Here is a 16,454-nt window from a genome sequence, read left to right on the forward strand (position 1 = left end):
ATAACAAAGTCCGAATCCGCCATAGGAGTTGACGCGTCCGGCGGCTCGGGCGCAAGCGTGCAGCAGTCTCCCGGTCGGCGTCTCGACGGTGCCGGAGGCTCTGGCGGCGAGCTGGCCTCTCGCCACTGTGTCACCAACCCTCCCACGAAAGTTCTCGTCTCCGTGACGCCAACCATACCCCGCGCTGCCCCTGCCCTCCCGTTTTCGTACTCGACGCGTTTTGCTCTCGCAGTCTCGGTGCTACTCCGCGGACGCTTTTTCGCCCTGCAACTGCTCGCGGACGCCCGCGACCGCGTCGCGCTCGGCGATCACGGCGAGTCGGTCGCCGCCCTCGACGGTCGCGTTCGGGAGCGGGATGGTCATGCGCTCGCGGCCGTGGCCGTGGGCGTAGATGCGGGCGTCCTCGGTGAGGTCGACGCTTCGGACCTGTTGGCCGATGACCGGCGAGTCCTCGGAGACGACCACGGTGGTGAGCTGGAGCTCCTCGGTCAGGTCGGCGATCACGTTGAAGTCGCCGCCGAGCAGCGCGGTCTTCGCGCCCGCCGCGCCGAGGCGCTCGGGGTAGACCACCTCGTCCACGTCGTCGGCGAACTTGTGGTAGATGTCTTCGCGATAGTCCTCGTCGATGCGCAGGACGGTGCGCGCGCCGTGGTGCTTGCCGAGCATGCACGCCGCGAAGTTGACGTTGAGGTCGCCGGTCAGCCCGCCGACCGCGTCGGCGGTCCCGGGGTCGGCCTGTTCCAGCACCTCCTCGCTGGCTCCGTCGCCTTCGATCACCACGAATCCCTCGGACCGCGCTCTCTTGGCCTTCTCGGACTGGTTCTCCACGAGGGTAACCTCGTGGCCCTCCTCCTGCAGGATGCGGGCGGTGCGCAGGCCGACCCGGCCTGCACCCACGATAACAAATCGCATGGAACTACGTAGTCCGAGCGGGACCAAAAGGGTTGGCGTCGATTCGGTTTTGGATGTTGTGTGTTGGGTTGTGCCCTTCCCCGTCCTGCGTCAGTCTGTTCTTCCAACTTCGCTCGGACTGGATCGTCGACTGACCCGGCGCGTGCAGGCGCGACCTCGTGTCGCGCCAAATCGCGCGAGGTCTGCGCGAGTGAACCGAGCGCAGGCTCGGAAGACGCAGCCCGCGCAGGAGCGCAGCGACGAGCAGGACCGTCTTCCGGTGGACGAGGACCGCAACGGAGCGAAGCAGAGTGAGGACCGCAGGAGGCTAGGGAGGTCTGAGGCCCGTGCTGTGCTGTTGGGGTTGCGGTGCTGTACGGTTGCGGTGACGCCTAGGCTCAAGCTATAGTCCGCTTCACAGTGTCGTTCTCTGCTGTTTCGAGAGTATTCGGGCTAGCTACTGCTTGAGCCTAGGCGTGACCGCGACCGCGCCTCGTCCTCCCCAGCCTCCTGCGCTTCTCGGCCTACGGCCTGCGATGCTCGTCCCTTGCGCGAGTAACGCGCGCGCCGCGAGAAGTTGTACAACTACCGTACCTACCGAAAAGTGGCGCGTCATCCGAGAAACACCTCCATTTCTAGCCCCGAAGCGTTCACACAGACGAGAACCTTTATCAGTACCCGTCTGTTTCGATGAGGTATGAGGCTGACTGCGTCGGTAGTACGTTGAACTGCCCAGCGCAGCGACGCGTCTTTCTGATCGGACTCTCTCCCGACCGACAGCGTCAGCCATCGCTACACCATGACCGACGTTCCTGATAGCTACGACCCCGAGACGGCCGAACCGAAGTGGCAAGACGAGTGGCGACAGTCCGGCGTGTACCAGCACGACGGTGACTCCGGCACCGGCGCTGACGGCGACACCGACAGCAACACCGACTACGTGATCGACACCCCGCCGCCGTACCCCACCGGCCAGCTCCACCTCGGCCACGCGCTGGGCTGGAGCTACATGGACTTCGCCGCGCGATTCCACCGACTGGTCGGTGACGACGTGCTGTTCCCGCAGGGCTGGGACTGCCACGGCCTCCCGACCGAGGTGAAGGTCGAGGAGGAGGAGGATATCCACCGGACCGACGTGCCCCGCGAGGAGTTCCGAGAGCTCTGCGTCGAGTACACCGAGGACCGCATCGACGGGATGAAGGAGACGATGCAGTCGCTGGGGTTCTCGCAGGACTGGAGCGCGGAGTACCGGACGATGGACGCCGACTACTGGGCCAAGACCCAGCGCTCGTTCGTCGAGATGGCAGCGGGCGACGAGGACGAGAGCTACGTCTACCGCGACGAGCACCCCGTCAACTGGTGTCCGCGCTGCGAGACCGCCATCGCCGACGCGGAGGTCGAGAACGTCGACCGCGAGGGGACGCTCCACTACGTCACGTTCCCGGGCGTCGGCAACGACGACATCGAGATCGCCACGACCCGGCCCGAACTGCTCGCGGCGTGCGTCGGCATGGCGGTCGACCCCGACGACGAGCGCTACGCCGAGCGCATCGGCGACACCTTCGAGGTCCCGCTGTTCGGCCAGGAGATCGAACTCCTCGCCGACGACGACGTGGACGGCGACTTCGGCACCGGTGCGGTGATGATCTGCACGTTCGGCGACAAGCAGGACGTCGACTGGTGGGCCGAGCACGACCTCGATCTGCGGCCCGTCTTCACCGAGGACGGCCACCTCGGCGATCTCGCGGGCGAGTACGCGGGCCTGACCATCGAGGAGGCCAAGAAGACCATCGCCGACGACCTCGACGAGGCGGGCTACCTCGGCGACACCGAGCCCACCGATCAGTCGGTCGGCGCGTGCTGGCGCTGCGACACGCCCATCGAGATCCTCAGCAAGGAGCAGTGGTTCGTGGAGGTTCGCCAGGACGAGATCCTCGAGAAGGCCGAGCAGGTCGACTGGATCCCCGACCACATGTACGACCGGCTCGTCGACTGGACCGAGGGGATGGAGTGGGACTGGGTCATCTCCCGCCAACGCGTGTTCGCCACGCCCATCCCGGCGTGGTTCTGTGGGAACGACGACTGCGAGCACGTCCACGTCGCCAGCATCGACGAGCTCCCGCTCGACCCGACCGAGCAGGACCCCGCAATCGGCGACTGTCCCGAGTGCGGGGCGAGCGACTGGGAGGGCGAGACCGACGTGATGGACACGTGGATGGACTCGTCGATCTCCCCCATGCACGTTCAGGGCTGGCCCGACGGGGAGTTCACGCCGACCACGCTCCGTGAGCAGGGCCACGACATCATCCGGACGTGGGCGTTCTACACCCTGCTCCGGGTCACCGCGCTCGAAGACGAGATTCCGTGGGAGGAGTCGCTGGTCAACGGCATGGTGTTCGGCGAGGACGGCAACAAGATGAGCAAGTCGCGGGGCAACGCGGTCGGGCCGGAGGAGGCCATCGAGGAGTACAGCGCCGACGCGGTCCGCCAAGCCCTCGCGCTCGGCGGCCAGCCCGGTAGCGACATCCAGTTCCAGTGGAAGGAGGTCAAGTCCTCGTCGCGCTTCGTCACCAAGTTCTGGAACATCTTCCAGTTCTCGGCCGAGCACTTCGACGAGGACACCCCGGAGATGGGTGCGCCCGCGTATCGGGACGCCGACGAGTGGATCCTCACGAAGCTCTCCCGGACGGCCGAGGCGGTCGAGGCCGACATGGAGGCCTACCGCTTCGACTCGGCGCTCCGCCGCCTCCGGGAGTTCGTCTGGAACGACCTCGCGGACGACTACCTCGAACTCGTGAAGGGCCGCCTCTACGAGGGTCGGCCCGGCGAGCGCAACGCTGCGCGCCACGCGCTCTACACCGCGGTCTCGGCGTCCATCCGGATGCTCGCGCCGTTCTCGCCCCACTTCACCGAGGAGGTGTACGACCATCTGCCCGGCACCGAAGGCAGCGTCCACGTGGCGTCGTGGCCCGAGGTCGAGTTCGGGGCCGACGCCGCCGACGTTCGCGACGCCGAAGGAGCAACGGCCGAGCAGAAGGGCGACCTCATCGCCGAGGTCGCCAGCGAGATCCGCGCGTGGAAGTCCGACGCCGGGATGGCGCTCAACGCCGACCTCGACCGCGTCGAGGTGTACTCGGAGCTGGGCCGCGGCTGGGACACCTACGACCTGAGCGAGGCCGTCAACGCGCCGGTGTACCCCGAGGAGGGCCGCCCGAACGTCGAACTCGTGCCGGTCGGCGTCGACCCCGACCACAGCGTCATCGGCCCGCAGTTCCGCGACAAAGCCGGGCAGGTCGTGGGGGCGCTGGAGTCGGCGGACTTCAATCAGTTAAAGAACCAGAAGGAGATCGAGGGCGAGATCACGCTGGAGGTCGGCGGCGAGGAGGTCACCATCGAGGGTGAGGCCGTCGAGATCGAGGAGGAGTACCGCGCCGAGAGCGGCGAGGAGGTCGAGGTCATCGAGACCGACGACGCGACAGTGCTGGTGTTCCCCTGACATAACGGCTTTCTCGCGTTTACGGCGTCCCCTCTTCGACGATATGGGGTGCCCGTTCGCGGTCCTCGTCGTGATTGTAACCGGGTCAACGTCTTCTTCGAAAGCCACGGTCGCTACGCTCCCGCGACTCGCGGTGCTCCTCGGCTCGGTCACGACGTTCCCTCACCTGCGTTGCTTGCGTCGCCGGGGTTCGCGTAGCGACCGGCCCCTTTCAGTCCCACCCGGAAGGAGATGTCACCAAGCGCATCCCGGAGACGGTGTCGCCGTCGCGGACTGACAATACATAAACCCCTCCCGCTCCGTAGTAGGAACCATGACGGACGAGACGCTGGACGACCCCCGATACGAGAAGTACCGAGAGGCCGGCGACATCCTCTCGACGGTGATGAACGAGGCGAGCGAGCGCGTCGAGGTCGGCGCGAGCCAGCTCGAAGTCGCCGAGTTCGCCGAGGAGCGCATCCGCGAGCTGGGCGGCGAGTGCGCCTTCCCGGTCAACATCAGCGTCGACGAGGAGGCCTCCCACGCCACGCCCGCGCGTGACGACGACACCGAGTTCGGCGAGGAGATGGTGTGTCTCGACGTCGGCGTCCACGTCGACGGCTGGATCGCCGACGCGGCGACGACCATCGACCTCACGGACACCCCGGACCTCGTGGCGGCCGCCGAGGAGGCGCTCGACGCCGCAGTAGATACCATCGCGGCGGGCGTCCACACCGGCGAGGTCGGCCGGGCCATCGAGGACGCGGTCCGCGGCCGGGGGTACACCCCCATCCTCAACCTCTCGGGCCACGGCGTCGACCAGTACGACGCCCACACCGGGCCGAGCGTGCCGAACCGCGGGGTCGACACCGGCATCGAACTGGAGGTCGGCGACGTGCTCGCGGTCGAGCCGTTCGCTACCACCGGCCAGGGGAAGGTCGGCGAGGGCAACGACGCCCAGATCTACGAACTCTCGGGAAGCGGCGGCCGGTCGGTCCGGAACCGGCAGGCCCGTCAGCTGCTGGAGGATATCGAGGCGGACTTCGGCCAGCTCCCATTCGCGGTGCGGTGGCTGGACGACGACCGGGCGGAGATGCTGCTCCGGCGGCTCGAACGCCAGGGCGTCGTCGAGGGTCACCCGGTGCTCAAGGAGGACGACGGCGTGCTCGTGAGTCAGGCCGAGCACACGCTCATCGTGACCGAGGACGGTTGCGAGGTCACGACCGAGGGCATCTTCTAACCATGGACCCGCGAGTCCGCGACCACGCCGAGGTGCTGGTCGACTGGAGCGCCCGCGTCGACGCGGGCGACGACGTGGTGGTCAGGGTCGACGAGGGTGCCCACGACCTCGCGGTCGCGGTCGCCGAAGCGCTCGGCGAGCGCGGCGCGAACATGCTCGCGACGTACGTCGCCGACGAGATCGAGTCGGCGTTCGTCCGAGCCCACGACGGGGAGTTCGATCGGGACCCCGACTTCGAGGCCGAGATGCTCGAACGCGCCGACGTGGTGCTGTCGCTCGGGGGCACGCGCAACGTCGCCGAGCGCGGCGCGGTGCCGGGCGACAAGCGCGCCGCATACCGGAAGTCCCGCACCGGCATCCGGGAGCTTCGGATGGACACCGACTGGGTGTCGACGATCCACCCCACGCGGGCGCAGGCCCAGCAGGCGGGCATGGGCATCGCGGAGTACCGGGACTTCGTGTACGACGCGGTCCTGCGCGACTGGGAGCGCCTCGCCGACGAGATGGCCCGGATGAAGGACCTGCTCGACGAGGGCAGCGAGGTCCGGCTCGTCAAGGCGGACACCGATCTCACGATGTCCATCGAGAACAGGACCGCGGTCAACAGCGCGGCGTCGGTCGCCTACGACTCGCACAATCTGCCGAGCGGCGAGGTGTTCACCGCGCCCGAGAACCCGGAGGGCGAGGTGTACTTCGACGTGCCGATGACCCACGAGGGCGCGCGCATCCGGGACGTTCACCTCACCTTCGAGGACGGCGCGGTCGTGGACTGGTCGGCGGAAGTCGGTGAGGACGCGCTCGACGACGTCTTCGCGACCGACGAGGGCGCGCGCCGCCTCGGCGAACTCGGCATCGGGATGAACCGCGGAATCGACCGCTTTACCGACTCCATCCTGTTCGACGAGAAGATGGGCGACACGATCCATCTCGCCGTGGGTCGAGCGTACGACTCCTGTCTGCCCGAGGGCGAGGAGGGCAACCAGAGCGCGGTCCACGTCGACATGATCACGGACGTGAGCGAGGACTCACGACTGGAGATCGACGGCGAAATCGTCCAGCGCAACGGGACGTTCCGGTGGGAAGACGGATTCTAAGGGGAATCGAGCGCCTTTTGGTCCAGCTTTTAGGAGTGAGTGCGGCCGAGATGCTCCGCATCTCGGCCGCGCGAACGAGATAAAAGGTGGGCGCAGGTCGTCCAGCGCGACGGGACGTTCCGGTGGGAAGTCGGATTCTAAGGGGAAGAGAGCGCTTTTCGGTGCTTTTCAGTCCAGCTTCTTTCTGCGAGCGAGCGCGACCGAGACGCGGCGCGCCGCGTCTCGGTCGCGCTCGCTCCCAGAGGGCGGGACAATCAGTGGCAAGCGGAAGCCCGGCACAAATCGTCCGGCTCTCTCCGCGGGAAAACGCTTACGTCCGGATAGCCGAACTCTCGGGCATGGTTCGCGTACTCTCGGACGACGCGGTGGCCGACTGCCTCGACCTCGCCGACCTGCTGGCGGTGGTCCGCGAGGCGTTCGTCAAGCAGGGCCGGGGCGAAGTCGAGCGTCCCGACCGCCCGCACTTCCCGGTCGGCGCTGGCCTCGACGGGACGGGCAACTCGGCCGACGGACCCCACGGCACCGGGCTCGTGATGCCGGCGTACGTCCACGGGGCCGACCACTACGCGACGAAGCTCGTCGGGGTCCACGAGGGCAACGCCGAGCGCGGCCTGCCGACCGTCAACGCCCAGATCGCGCTGATGAAGGCCGAGACGGGGCTTCCAGCTAGCTACATGGCCGGGACGCGGATCACCAACGCTCGCACGGGCTGCATCGGCGGCCTCGCGGCGACCGAACTCGCCGACGAGTCGCCGGTCGCGCTCGGAATTCTCGGCGCGGGCACGCAGGCCCGCTGGCAGGCCCGCGCCATCGCGGCCGCGACGGACCTCGAATCGGTGCGGGTCTTCTCGCCGAGCGACTCGAAGGCGGCCTGCGCCACGGACCTTCGCGAGGAACTGGGTCTGCCAGCCGACGCGGTCGAGCCGGCCGATTCCCCCGAGGAGGCCGTCTCAGGCGCGAACGTGGTCGTCACCGCGACGACCGCCACGGAGCCGGTGTTCCCCGGCGCGGCGCTCGACCCCGGAACGCTGGTCGTCGCGGTCGGGGCCTACTCCGCGGAGCTGCGCGAGGTGGACTCGAAGACGTTCGCCCGCGCGGCGCGCACGTTCGCGGACGTGCCCGCGGAGGTCGCCGAAATCGGCGACGTGCTGGAGTCGGGAGTCGAGCAACAGGACCTGACTCCATTCTCGGAGGTGCTGGAGGGCCGCGCGGGCAGAGAATCGGCGGACGAGATTATCGTCGTGGAGAGCGTCGGGACTGCGGTGCTGGACGCCGCGAGTGCCGAGCACGTGTACGAGCAAGCCGAGTCGCGAGGAATCGGGATTGACGTGGGGCTGTAGCTATTCCCTCGAAAATACATTTTTGTACCGTGGGTCCGGTAAATCTGATATGTCGAGTGGCTCAGTCGATTCGACGACCTCTGCGATAGACTCTGATACGGAACAGCTCAAGCGGCTCCTTCGAAGACTTCACCCGGGAGATCAGATAGAGTACGAAACCAGCACGGGCCGAGAAGGTTCGCACAAAGTCGTCGAGACAGCGATAGAAGACGGTTACTATCGGGTGTACGCCGAAGGGTCTCAAGGTGGAAGGTACCTTTTGATGCCTGAAAAGAGAGACGGTATGGGAGACCATCCTGTTCCGGAGGCGTTCTGGGTCAATCAAGACCCGGACGAGAACAACACGCCCTATGAACTCGTAACGCGAGGATCAATACTCTCGCTGTCCATCACAGCAAGCCGAGAACTGTAACTTCTCACTTTTCGTCGGAGGTGCCGGACGCGTCCGAAACGTCGGCCGTCTTAGGAATCGGGGACTCCTGCTCCTCCTCGATAACCGTCTCCTTCCACGTGCCGCGGGTGAACCACAGCGCGGCCGCGATGGCTCCGAGGACGTTGCCCAGCGCCATCCCGACCCAGATGCCGGTCGGGCCCCAGCCGGCGACGAACGCGAGGCCGTAGACGGTGGGCACGCGGCCGAGCCAGAGCGCGACGATGGAGAATCCCATCGCGGTCTTGGTGTTGCCAGCGCCGCGATACGCGCCGAGCATCACCTGCAGGATAGCCATGAAGGTGAACTCGACCGACCGGATGCGGAGGTACTCCGCGCCGTGTTCGACCGTCTGGGCGGCCGCGTCCGTCCCGGTCGCCATGAACACCGAGACGATGGGTTCGGGGAACAGCGCCGCGACGACTGCGACCGCGAACATCACACCCGCGCCGACTTTCGCGGCGATCCACGCCGCCCGCTCCGCGCGGTCGGCGTTGTTCGCGCCGAGGTTCTGGCCGACCATCGTGTTGGTCGCGCGGCCGAGCCCCATCGCCGGGAGGAAGACGAGCGAGGCGAGCCGGTTGCCGAGGCCGTACGCCGACACCACCGGCGGCGCGAACTGGACAACCAGCGCGGTCAGGGTGATCATCGCCAGCGCGCTCATCGACTGTTCGAGCGTCGACGGGACGCCGATGCGGACGATCTTCCGGATGTGTCCCAGATCGGGCCGGAGGTCCGACGGGCGCACGTTCGGCCCGAAGCGGCTCACGAACAGGACGTAGAAGCCCAGTAGGCTCGCGACGCCTCGCGAGATGATGGTCGCCAGCGCCGCGCCCTCGATGCCCATCGCGGGGACGAGTTCGCTGCCGATTCCCAGCGCGGGCACGGGACCGACGCCGAAGATGAGCAGCGGGTCGAGCACCACGTTGAGCGCGACGCTGACAACCATCACGCGCATCGGGGTCCGGGTGTCGCCGTACCCCCGCATCAGCGAACTGAACACGAAGAAGCCGAACAGGAACGGCAGTCCGAGGAAGAACACCTCCATGTAGTCGGCCGCCAGCGGGACGACCTGCGCGGCGGTCTGGCCCTGACTCGGCAGCGCGGCGAGCATCGGCTCGGTGGCGACGTAGCCGACAGCGCCCAGCATCACCGCGAGCAGCGAGACGAACGACAGGATCTGGCCCGCGACCGTCCCGGCCGACCCCTCGCTGTCCGCGCCGGTGTACTGCGCGACGAGGATCGACCCCGCCGTGGTGAACCCGCCCGCGATGGAGATGAGCAGGAAGATGAGCGGGAAGGCGAGGCTGATCGCGCCCACCGCGTCGGCCGACAGCCGCCCGAGCCAGAAAGTGTCGGCGATGTTGTACGTGACCTGCAGCAGCTGGATGACGACGATGGGCCACGCTAGCCGGAACATCGGACGAACCAGCCCACCTTCTGTGATAGAGTCCTCGACGCCACCCATACTACTTCGGAACGAAGGTCGGAAGTTTGAAGCTTGCGGGTTGGCGGCGTCACCGTCGAAGCCGGGCGATTTGCCCCGCGAGGGGCCGCGTCGCCCGCCGGATCGGCGGGGTTTCACCGCTGCCCCGGAGGCAAGAAAACTTAAATGGTGCGTGCGAGTTAGCCCCACGTACTCGACCATGCCGCCGACGCCCGGAGACTACGACCTGAGCGAGTTGCGCCGCCTCGCGGACCCGAACCGCGAGACGCCCGAGACGTTCGACGAGGCCGACCTGCCCGCCGACCCCGACGAGGTCCTGCGCCACGAACAGCGCGACGAACTCGTCCGGCTCCAGAGCCAGCTGGCCTCGGTGGGCGCGCTGCCGGAGCGGCCGTATCTCGCCAGCCTGCCCGACCGCTACGCCGCGGAGGTCGTCGTCTTCGAGTGGCTCGACCTGCTCATCAATAAGTCCGGGTTCGAGAACACGGGCAACGCGCTGGACTACTACGTCGAGGTCGACTGGATCGCGGGCCCGGTCCGGGAGGACCTCCGCGAGTATATGCGCGGATTCTCGGAGGTCGAGAGCTTCGACCCCGACAAGCCCGGCCCGGCCGACCTCGACGTGGACGACCACGTCACGAGTCTGGTGTACATCGCCCGGTTGGCATCGGTGTGACGGTTTCACCCAATCCTTGAATAATTGAAACAGCGATTTTCAGTTTTTCGTAGACTCCGAGCTTCTAATCCCCGGCGCGCGACCAACACGCGCGAGTGACCGAGGAGGCTGGTGAGGTGTGAGGTTGCGGCGATTCATGTGCCTCGGCAGTAGCTAGCCTCTCCGTCGCTCTGACGGACGTAGCGTGACTCACGAAGCTAGCTACTGCTTGAGCATGGGAGTAACCGCACAGCACCGCCCGGCACCGCAACCTCGTCCTCCCCAACCGCTTGCGCTCCTCGCTTCGCTGCGGTGCTCAGCCCTCACACGCGTTGCTCGCGCGCGCCGGTCTGGAATCTCAGACTGAGCGCACCCGATGTCGAGCCGTCACCGTCTCCGAGACCCCCGGCGTCCGAACGTGTTCGGAAGCAAGAAATTTGCGCCGAAGCTCGTAACTGCCGACTATGGAGTTCAACATCGCGTTCGCCCGCATCGCGCTCATCGTGGCCGTGTTCGGGGTGCCGATAGCCGTCTACGTCTACTGGGACGCGAAGCGGCGCGGCGAGCGCTGGCCGGTGGCGTGGGCGCTGTTCTCCGGGCTGCTCGTCGTCGCCGGACTCGCGGTGTACGTCCTCCAGCGGGGCTTGGGCGAGCCGGAGTGAGCACCGCTTTCGCCACGACCGTGTATCCTCTCACTCCGACCGAGGCCTTCTATCCTCTCGCTCCAACCGAGGCCTTCTATCCTCTCGCTTCCACCGAGCCCTCCTATCCTCGCTCTTGCGGACAGTTCCCTCGTCCGCGCTCTCGCCGCGGCGTGGCACGGCTTATTTATCCTTCCCGTCCCACCCCGGAGACATGCGGCTCGTGCAGATCTCCATCCCAGCGGGCAAGCAGCAGGCGGTCAGCGAGGTGCTCGAATCGGAGGGGATCGACTACATGCTGACCGACGAGACCAGCGGCCGGGAGTTCACCGCCATCGCGTACTTCCCGCTGCCGACCAGCGCGGTCCAGCCGATACTGGACCAGCTACGGGAGGCCGGCCTCGGCGACGACTCCCACGCGGTCATCATCGACGCCGAGACCGACACCTCCCGCCGGTTCGAGGAGCTGGAGAAGCGCTACGCCGAGGACGACAGCACGTCCGAGCAGATCGCCCGCGAGGAGATCACCACGAAAGCGCGCGAGATGGTGCCGGAGTTGCGGACGTATCTGGCGATGACGATCATCAGCGCCGTGGTCGCCACCGCAGGGCTGTTGCTCGACTCGCCGGCGGTCGTGGTCGGGTCGATGGTCATCGCGCCGCTCATCGGCCCCGCGATGAGCGCGAGCGTCGGCACCGTGCTCAGCGACCGCGAACTGTTCCGCGAGGGCGTGAAGCTCCAGTTCGTCGGCGGAGCCACCGCCATCGGGGCTGCGACCCTGTTCGCGCTCGCGGTGCGGTACGGCTACCTCGTTCCGCCGTGGACCGACGTGACGGCCATCTCGCAGGTGAGCGGGCGACTCACGCCCGACTTCCTCTCGCTGGTCGTCGCGCTCGGCGCGGGCGCGGCGGGCGTGTTGAGCCTCGCGTCGGGCGTCTCGGTCGCGCTGGTCGGCGTGATGATCGCCGCGGCGCTGGTGCCGCCCGCCGCCGCGGTGGGCGTCGCGGTCGCGTGGGGCGAGCCGATGGCGGCGGTCAGTTCGCTCGTGCTCGTCCTCGTGAACCTCCTCTCGATCAACCTCTCGGGACTGGCCGTCCTCTGGTATCTCGGCTACCAGCCGAAGAGCTGGTTCCAGTTGAACGAAACTCGATCGACCCTCATCAAGCGCGCGGGCGTCCTCCTCCTCGCAATCGCCGTCCTCTCGGTGTTTCTCGGCGGCGTCACCTACACCACGGTCCAGAACGCGACGTTCCAGAATCAGGCCGAGCAGGACGTAAAGAGCCTGCTCGGGACCGGTGAGTACGAGAACGCGGTGCTGTTCGACATGGCGTTCGAGCAGCGCGGAACCCTCCCGTTCGACCAGTCTGACCGCGTCGTCGTCACGGTGGGACGCCCGCCCGGTGCGGAGTACTCCGGGCTCGCGGACCGGGTGAGCGAGCGCGTCAACCGCAACGCGGACGGGGCGGTCTCGGTGCAGGTCCGGTTCGTGGAGTACGAGACGGTCGAAGGCGAAAGCTGAACGGGCCGGGGCGGAATCTGAACGGGCCGGGGCGAAAGCTGAACGCGACGCGTGACTCAAATCGCGATTTCACCCACAGAGACCTTTTTGTCGACCCGCGTCGTACCGATTTCGCGATGTCAAACAGGATACTACCAGTGATTGGGGTCGCGCTCCTGCTGGCGACGGCGGGCTGCGTGGGGGGCTTCGCACCGACCGACGCGGCGGGCGCACAGGAGGAGACGACGCAGGCACCGGGGTCGAACGACGGGGGCGGCTCGACCATCGGCGTGGTGGCGACCGGGCAGGCCGCGGCCGAGCCGGATCAGGCGCTCGTACAGGTCTCGGTCCTCGCCCGAGCCGACGACGCCAACGTGGTTCGAGAGTCGCTGGCCGAGAACGCCTCGCAGATGCGCGAGGCGCTCGCGGAGATCGGGATCGACGACGACAGCATCCGGACGGTCAACTACGCCATCGACCAGGACTACCGCGAGCGGAACGGCGAGCGCGTCCCCGACGGGTTCCAGGGGGTCCACGCGTTCGAGGTGACGCTGTCGAACGTGAGCGAGGTCGGGTCGGTCGTCGACGCCGCGGTGGCGAACGGGGCCGACAGGGTCGAGCGCGTCGAACTCACCCTCTCGGAGGAGCGCCGCCGCGAGGTCCGGGCCGACGCGCTCCGCGACGCGATGGAGAACGCCCGCGGGAACGCCGAGGTCATCGCCGAGAGCGCGGACCTCACCGTCTCTGGCGTCCGCTCGGCCTCGACCGGCGACCTGAGCTTCAGCCCGGTCAGGGCCGAGACGCTTCAGGCCGACGCCGCCGGCGGCCGGGCTCCGACGAACATCGAGTCCGGCCCGGTGACCGTCACCGCGCAGGTCGACGTGACGTACAACGCGACGAGGTAGAAACCTACCAGAATTGATTTTACGGGTCGGGCAACACGTCATCACATGGACGGTCCTCGACTCTCCGGATCGGGTCTCCACCCGTGGCACGAACTCGTCGAGCACTACACGCCCGACGGCACGCTCGGTCGCCTCCTTCTCGCTGCGGTCGCCGGGTCGGTCGGCGGCACGGCGCTGACGCTGACCATCTGGGTCGTCGCGGTAGCGCTCCCCTTCTGGCCGATCCTCGCGCTCGCCATGGCTGGCGGCGGTCTCGCGGCCGTGGGACTCTCGTTGGTCGCGCTCTGGCCGGTGTATCTCTCGCTCATCGGGAACGTCGAGTCACCGAGCGCGTACCCCGAGGGCCGCACGTCACGAGCGAGAGACTTCGCCCGCGACGCCGACAGCGCCGGCGATTCGGACGACGCCGTGGCCGTGTTGAAGCGCCGGTACGCGTCGGGGGAGATCTCGAAGGACGAGTTCGAGCGGAGGCTCGACGATCTGCTCGGCCTCGACGCGGCGCTCGACTCGTCCCGACGGTCGACCGACCGACTCGGTCGAACGCGCGAACCCGAACGGAACTGATTTCGCGCCCTCGAACCGCACTGGTCCCACGAGGACCGAACTCGACCGCCGTCTCGACCGCGGTTCGGCGGCGGCGTTCGGGCCGCGTTCCGGTCGGATCCGGCGGGAACCGCGGCCTGAACGCTTTTGCGTCGGTGTGACGTGGCTCCCGTGTGCGACTCATCCACGTCGTGATACCGGCCGAGCAGCGCGACCCGGTCCTCGGCGCACTCGACGCCAAGGACATCGACTACGCCGTCCTCGACGCCGAGGATCGAACGGACGGCGACCTGCTCGTCGAGTTCCCGTTGCCGACCGACGGCGTCGGCGACGCGATGGACGCGCTCCGCGAGGCGGGCGTCGACGAGGAGCGCTACACCGTCATCGGCAACGCCGAAACCGCCTCCACGCCGAACATGGAGGCGCTGGAGAACCGCTACGCCGACGACTTCGACCCGCTCACGGTGCGGGAACTCCGGTCGAAGGCCCAGGACATGGCGCGGGACAAGACCTCGTTCGTCTGGATGATCTTCCTGAGCGCCATCATCGCCACCGCGGGCCTGCTCGTCGACTCGCCGGCGGTCGTGGTCGGGTCGATGGTCATCGCGCCGTTCGTCGGCCCGGTGCTCACCGCGGCGGTCGGCGCGGTCACGGGTGACCGGGAGATGCTCAGAGACAGCATCTGGCTGCAGGCGGTCGGCATCGTCGTCGCTATCGCGAGCGCGGTCGCGTTCGGCTACCTGCTCAGGACGCTGTCGCTCGTTCCTCCGGAACTGGAAATCACCGCACTCGGCCAGATCAGCTCCAGAGTCGCGCCGAGTCTGCTCACGGTGGTGGTCGGCCTCGCCGCGGGGAGCGCCTCGGCGTTCGGCCTGTCGACGAAGGGACCGACCTCGCTCATCGGCGTGATGATCGCCGCGGCGCTCATCCCGGCCGCGTCGGCCACCGGCATCGCCGTGGTCTGGGGGTTCCCCATCATCGCCGTCGGCTCGCTGTTGCTCCTTCTGACCTCCATCATCGGGATCAACGTCGCGGCGTTCGGGACGCTGTGGTACCTCGACTACCGGCCGGGCGGGTTCGACCGGAAGCTGTGGAACCCTCGCGAGTCCACGAGTACCGCGCTGTTCGCGGCGTCTGTGCTGGCGCTACTGCTCGTCGTCGGCGGTGCGGCGGCCGCCACCTACCAGCAGATCACCTACGAGCAGACTGTCAATCAGGAGGTCGCCTCCGTCCTCGACGATCAGGCGTACGCGAATCTCACGTTCGTCCAGACGTCCATCCAGTACGGCTTCACGGCCGACCTGTTCGAGCCCGAAACAATCACCGTCACCATCAGTCGGACCTCCGACCGGGAGTATCCGGAGCTGGCGAACCGGCTCCAGCGACGCGTCGCCGCCGAAACCGGTCAGAACCCCGCGCTCCGGGTTCGCTTCGTCGACTACAACGTCGCGGAGTCGTCTGGGTCCGAAGCGCGCGTCTCTCCGCGATTTACCCGTCAATCTCGATCTCTTCGCCGTCCTCGAACGCCGTGACGGTTACGTCGCCGTCCGTGACCTCACCGCCCGCGACCTCCCCGCCTGCGCCATCGCCAGCCGCGACCTCGACCTCCAGCATCGTCGCCGTCTCGGCCGGCGACGCGCCGGTCGCGCTCCCCGGATTCAGGAAGCGCACGCCGGCTATCTCGTCGTCGACGAGTTCGTGGGTGTGTCCGGCGACCGCGATTGCAGTTCCGCCGTCCTTACGTTCCCCGCCGTCGAGTTCTGCCTCGATGGCCTCCGTGATGGTCGCCACGTACTCCTCGCCCGAGGTGGCGGTGCCGTGGATCACGACGATGGTGACGCCCTCGACCGTCACGGTGGCGACCTCCGGCAGGTCGAGTTCCGCGGGGTCCATGTTGCCCGCGACCGCGGTGAACTGCTCCCCCGCGAGGTCGGCCACCGTCTCGTAGGCGTCGGCGTCGTCGAAGTCGCCCGCGTGGATGGTGTGGTCGGCGTCACGGACGCGGTCGGCGACCCACTCCGGGAGTCTGTCCGCGCGAGATGGTACGTGCGTGTCGCTGACGACGGCGATTCGGGCCATGCGCCAGCGTTCGATGCCCCGCGGGAAAAAGTGGAGGACATCGGTGACGATGAGATTGTCCCGGTTCCGGTTTGGCGGTGACCTTTTCCCGAACGCCACCGTGCGTCCGTGGGGGACAAGGGGAATGCTACCAGACAACACGAAGACGATAGCCGTACTGCTGGGCGCACTGCTGGTCGCGGCCGGGGTCGGCGGCGCAGCGGCCGCTGCGCCGCC

General features: G+C 67.6%; 14 protein-coding genes. 11 read left to right on the plus strand and 3 right to left on the minus strand.

Annotated elements, in window-relative coordinates; translation table 11 throughout:
• Nucleotides 1-240: 240 nt before the first annotated feature.
• The gene (locus tag DPQ64_RS01320) at nucleotides 241-912 is read right to left on the minus strand and encodes a potassium channel family protein (protein WP_115862552.1); all 672 of its coding nucleotides are present in this window, start codon (nucleotides 910-912) and stop codon (nucleotides 241-243) included.
• 778 nt (nucleotides 913-1,690) lie between these two features.
• Here DPQ64_RS01320 and DPQ64_RS01325 point away from each other — a divergent pair.
• The 5 genes from DPQ64_RS01325 to DPQ64_RS18505 all read left to right on the plus strand — a co-directional run bounded on the left by DPQ64_RS01325 (nucleotide 1,691) and on the right by DPQ64_RS18505 (nucleotide 8,452).
• Entirely contained in the window at nucleotides 1,691-4,387 is a 2,697-nt protein-coding gene (locus DPQ64_RS01325; RefSeq protein ID WP_115862553.1) for a valine--tRNA ligase, read from the plus strand.
• Between the two features lie 313 nt (nucleotides 4,388-4,700).
• On the plus strand, nucleotides 4,701-5,606 hold the full coding sequence (map, locus tag DPQ64_RS01330; RefSeq protein ID WP_115862554.1) for a type II methionyl aminopeptidase: 906 nt from the start codon (nucleotides 4,701-4,703) through the stop codon (nucleotides 5,604-5,606).
• A gap of 2 nt (nucleotides 5,607-5,608) precedes the next feature.
• Entirely contained in the window at nucleotides 5,609-6,700 is a 1,092-nt protein-coding gene (locus DPQ64_RS01335; RefSeq protein WP_115862555.1) for an aminopeptidase, read from the plus strand.
• Between the two features lie 338 nt (nucleotides 6,701-7,038).
• Nucleotides 7,039-8,040 (plus strand): ornithine cyclodeaminase family protein, encoded by a 1,002-nt coding sequence (locus DPQ64_RS01340; RefSeq protein WP_115862556.1) that lies wholly within the window; start codon nucleotides 7,039-7,041, stop codon nucleotides 8,038-8,040.
• 49 nt (nucleotides 8,041-8,089) lie between these two features.
• Nucleotides 8,090-8,452 (plus strand): hypothetical protein, encoded by a 363-nt coding sequence (locus tag DPQ64_RS18505; RefSeq protein WP_157971548.1) that lies wholly within the window; start codon nucleotides 8,090-8,092, stop codon nucleotides 8,450-8,452.
• Between the two features lie 4 nt (nucleotides 8,453-8,456).
• Here the strand turns inward: DPQ64_RS18505 and DPQ64_RS01345 are convergent, their stop codons facing one another.
• Nucleotides 8,457-9,938, minus strand: coding sequence for an MATE family efflux transporter (locus DPQ64_RS01345; RefSeq protein ID WP_303645976.1), 1,482 nt, complete (start codon nucleotides 9,936-9,938; stop codon nucleotides 8,457-8,459).
• 151 nt (nucleotides 9,939-10,089) lie between these two features.
• Between DPQ64_RS01345 and DPQ64_RS01350 the strand changes: the two genes are divergently transcribed.
• The 6 genes from DPQ64_RS01350 to DPQ64_RS01375 all read left to right on the plus strand — a co-directional run bounded on the left by DPQ64_RS01350 (nucleotide 10,090) and on the right by DPQ64_RS01375 (nucleotide 15,691).
• Nucleotides 10,090-10,593, plus strand: a complete 504-nt coding sequence (locus DPQ64_RS01350) for a FlaD/FlaE family flagellar protein (protein WP_232820450.1) — start codon at nucleotides 10,090-10,092, stop codon at nucleotides 10,591-10,593.
• A gap of 443 nt (nucleotides 10,594-11,036) precedes the next feature.
• Nucleotides 11,037-11,234 carry a hypothetical protein gene (locus tag DPQ64_RS01355; RefSeq protein WP_115862558.1) on the plus strand — a complete coding sequence of 66 codons (198 nt, stop codon included), beginning with the start codon at nucleotides 11,037-11,039 and terminating at the stop codon, nucleotides 11,232-11,234.
• A gap of 193 nt (nucleotides 11,235-11,427) precedes the next feature.
• Nucleotides 11,428-12,732: a TIGR00341 family protein gene (locus tag DPQ64_RS01360; protein ID WP_115862559.1), complete on the plus strand. Its 1,305-nt coding sequence runs from the start codon at nucleotides 11,428-11,430 to the stop codon at nucleotides 12,730-12,732.
• Between the two features lie 116 nt (nucleotides 12,733-12,848).
• Complete coding sequence (locus tag DPQ64_RS01365; protein ID WP_115862560.1) at nucleotides 12,849-13,616, plus strand: SIMPL domain-containing protein; 768 nt, start codon at nucleotides 12,849-12,851, stop codon at nucleotides 13,614-13,616.
• A 45-nt stretch (nucleotides 13,617-13,661) separates the two neighbouring features.
• Complete coding sequence (locus tag DPQ64_RS01370; protein ID WP_115862561.1) at nucleotides 13,662-14,180, plus strand: SHOCT domain-containing protein; 519 nt, start codon at nucleotides 13,662-13,664, stop codon at nucleotides 14,178-14,180.
• 152 nt (nucleotides 14,181-14,332) lie between these two features.
• Nucleotides 14,333-15,691, plus strand: a complete 1,359-nt coding sequence (locus DPQ64_RS01375; protein WP_115862562.1) for a TIGR00341 family protein — start codon at nucleotides 14,333-14,335, stop codon at nucleotides 15,689-15,691.
• On the opposite strand, the gene DPQ64_RS01380 is transcribed toward DPQ64_RS01375, so the two are convergent.
• Complete coding sequence (locus DPQ64_RS01380; RefSeq protein ID WP_115862563.1) at nucleotides 15,648-16,238, minus strand: metallophosphoesterase family protein; 591 nt, start codon at nucleotides 16,236-16,238, stop codon at nucleotides 15,648-15,650. The genes DPQ64_RS01375 and DPQ64_RS01380 overlap by 44 nt on opposite strands.
• Nucleotides 16,239-16,454 lie beyond the last annotated feature (216 nt).

Source organism: Halorussus litoreus (assembly GCF_003382685.1).
GTDB classification, from domain to species: Archaea; Halobacteriota; Halobacteria; order Halobacteriales; family Haladaptataceae; genus Halorussus; species Halorussus litoreus.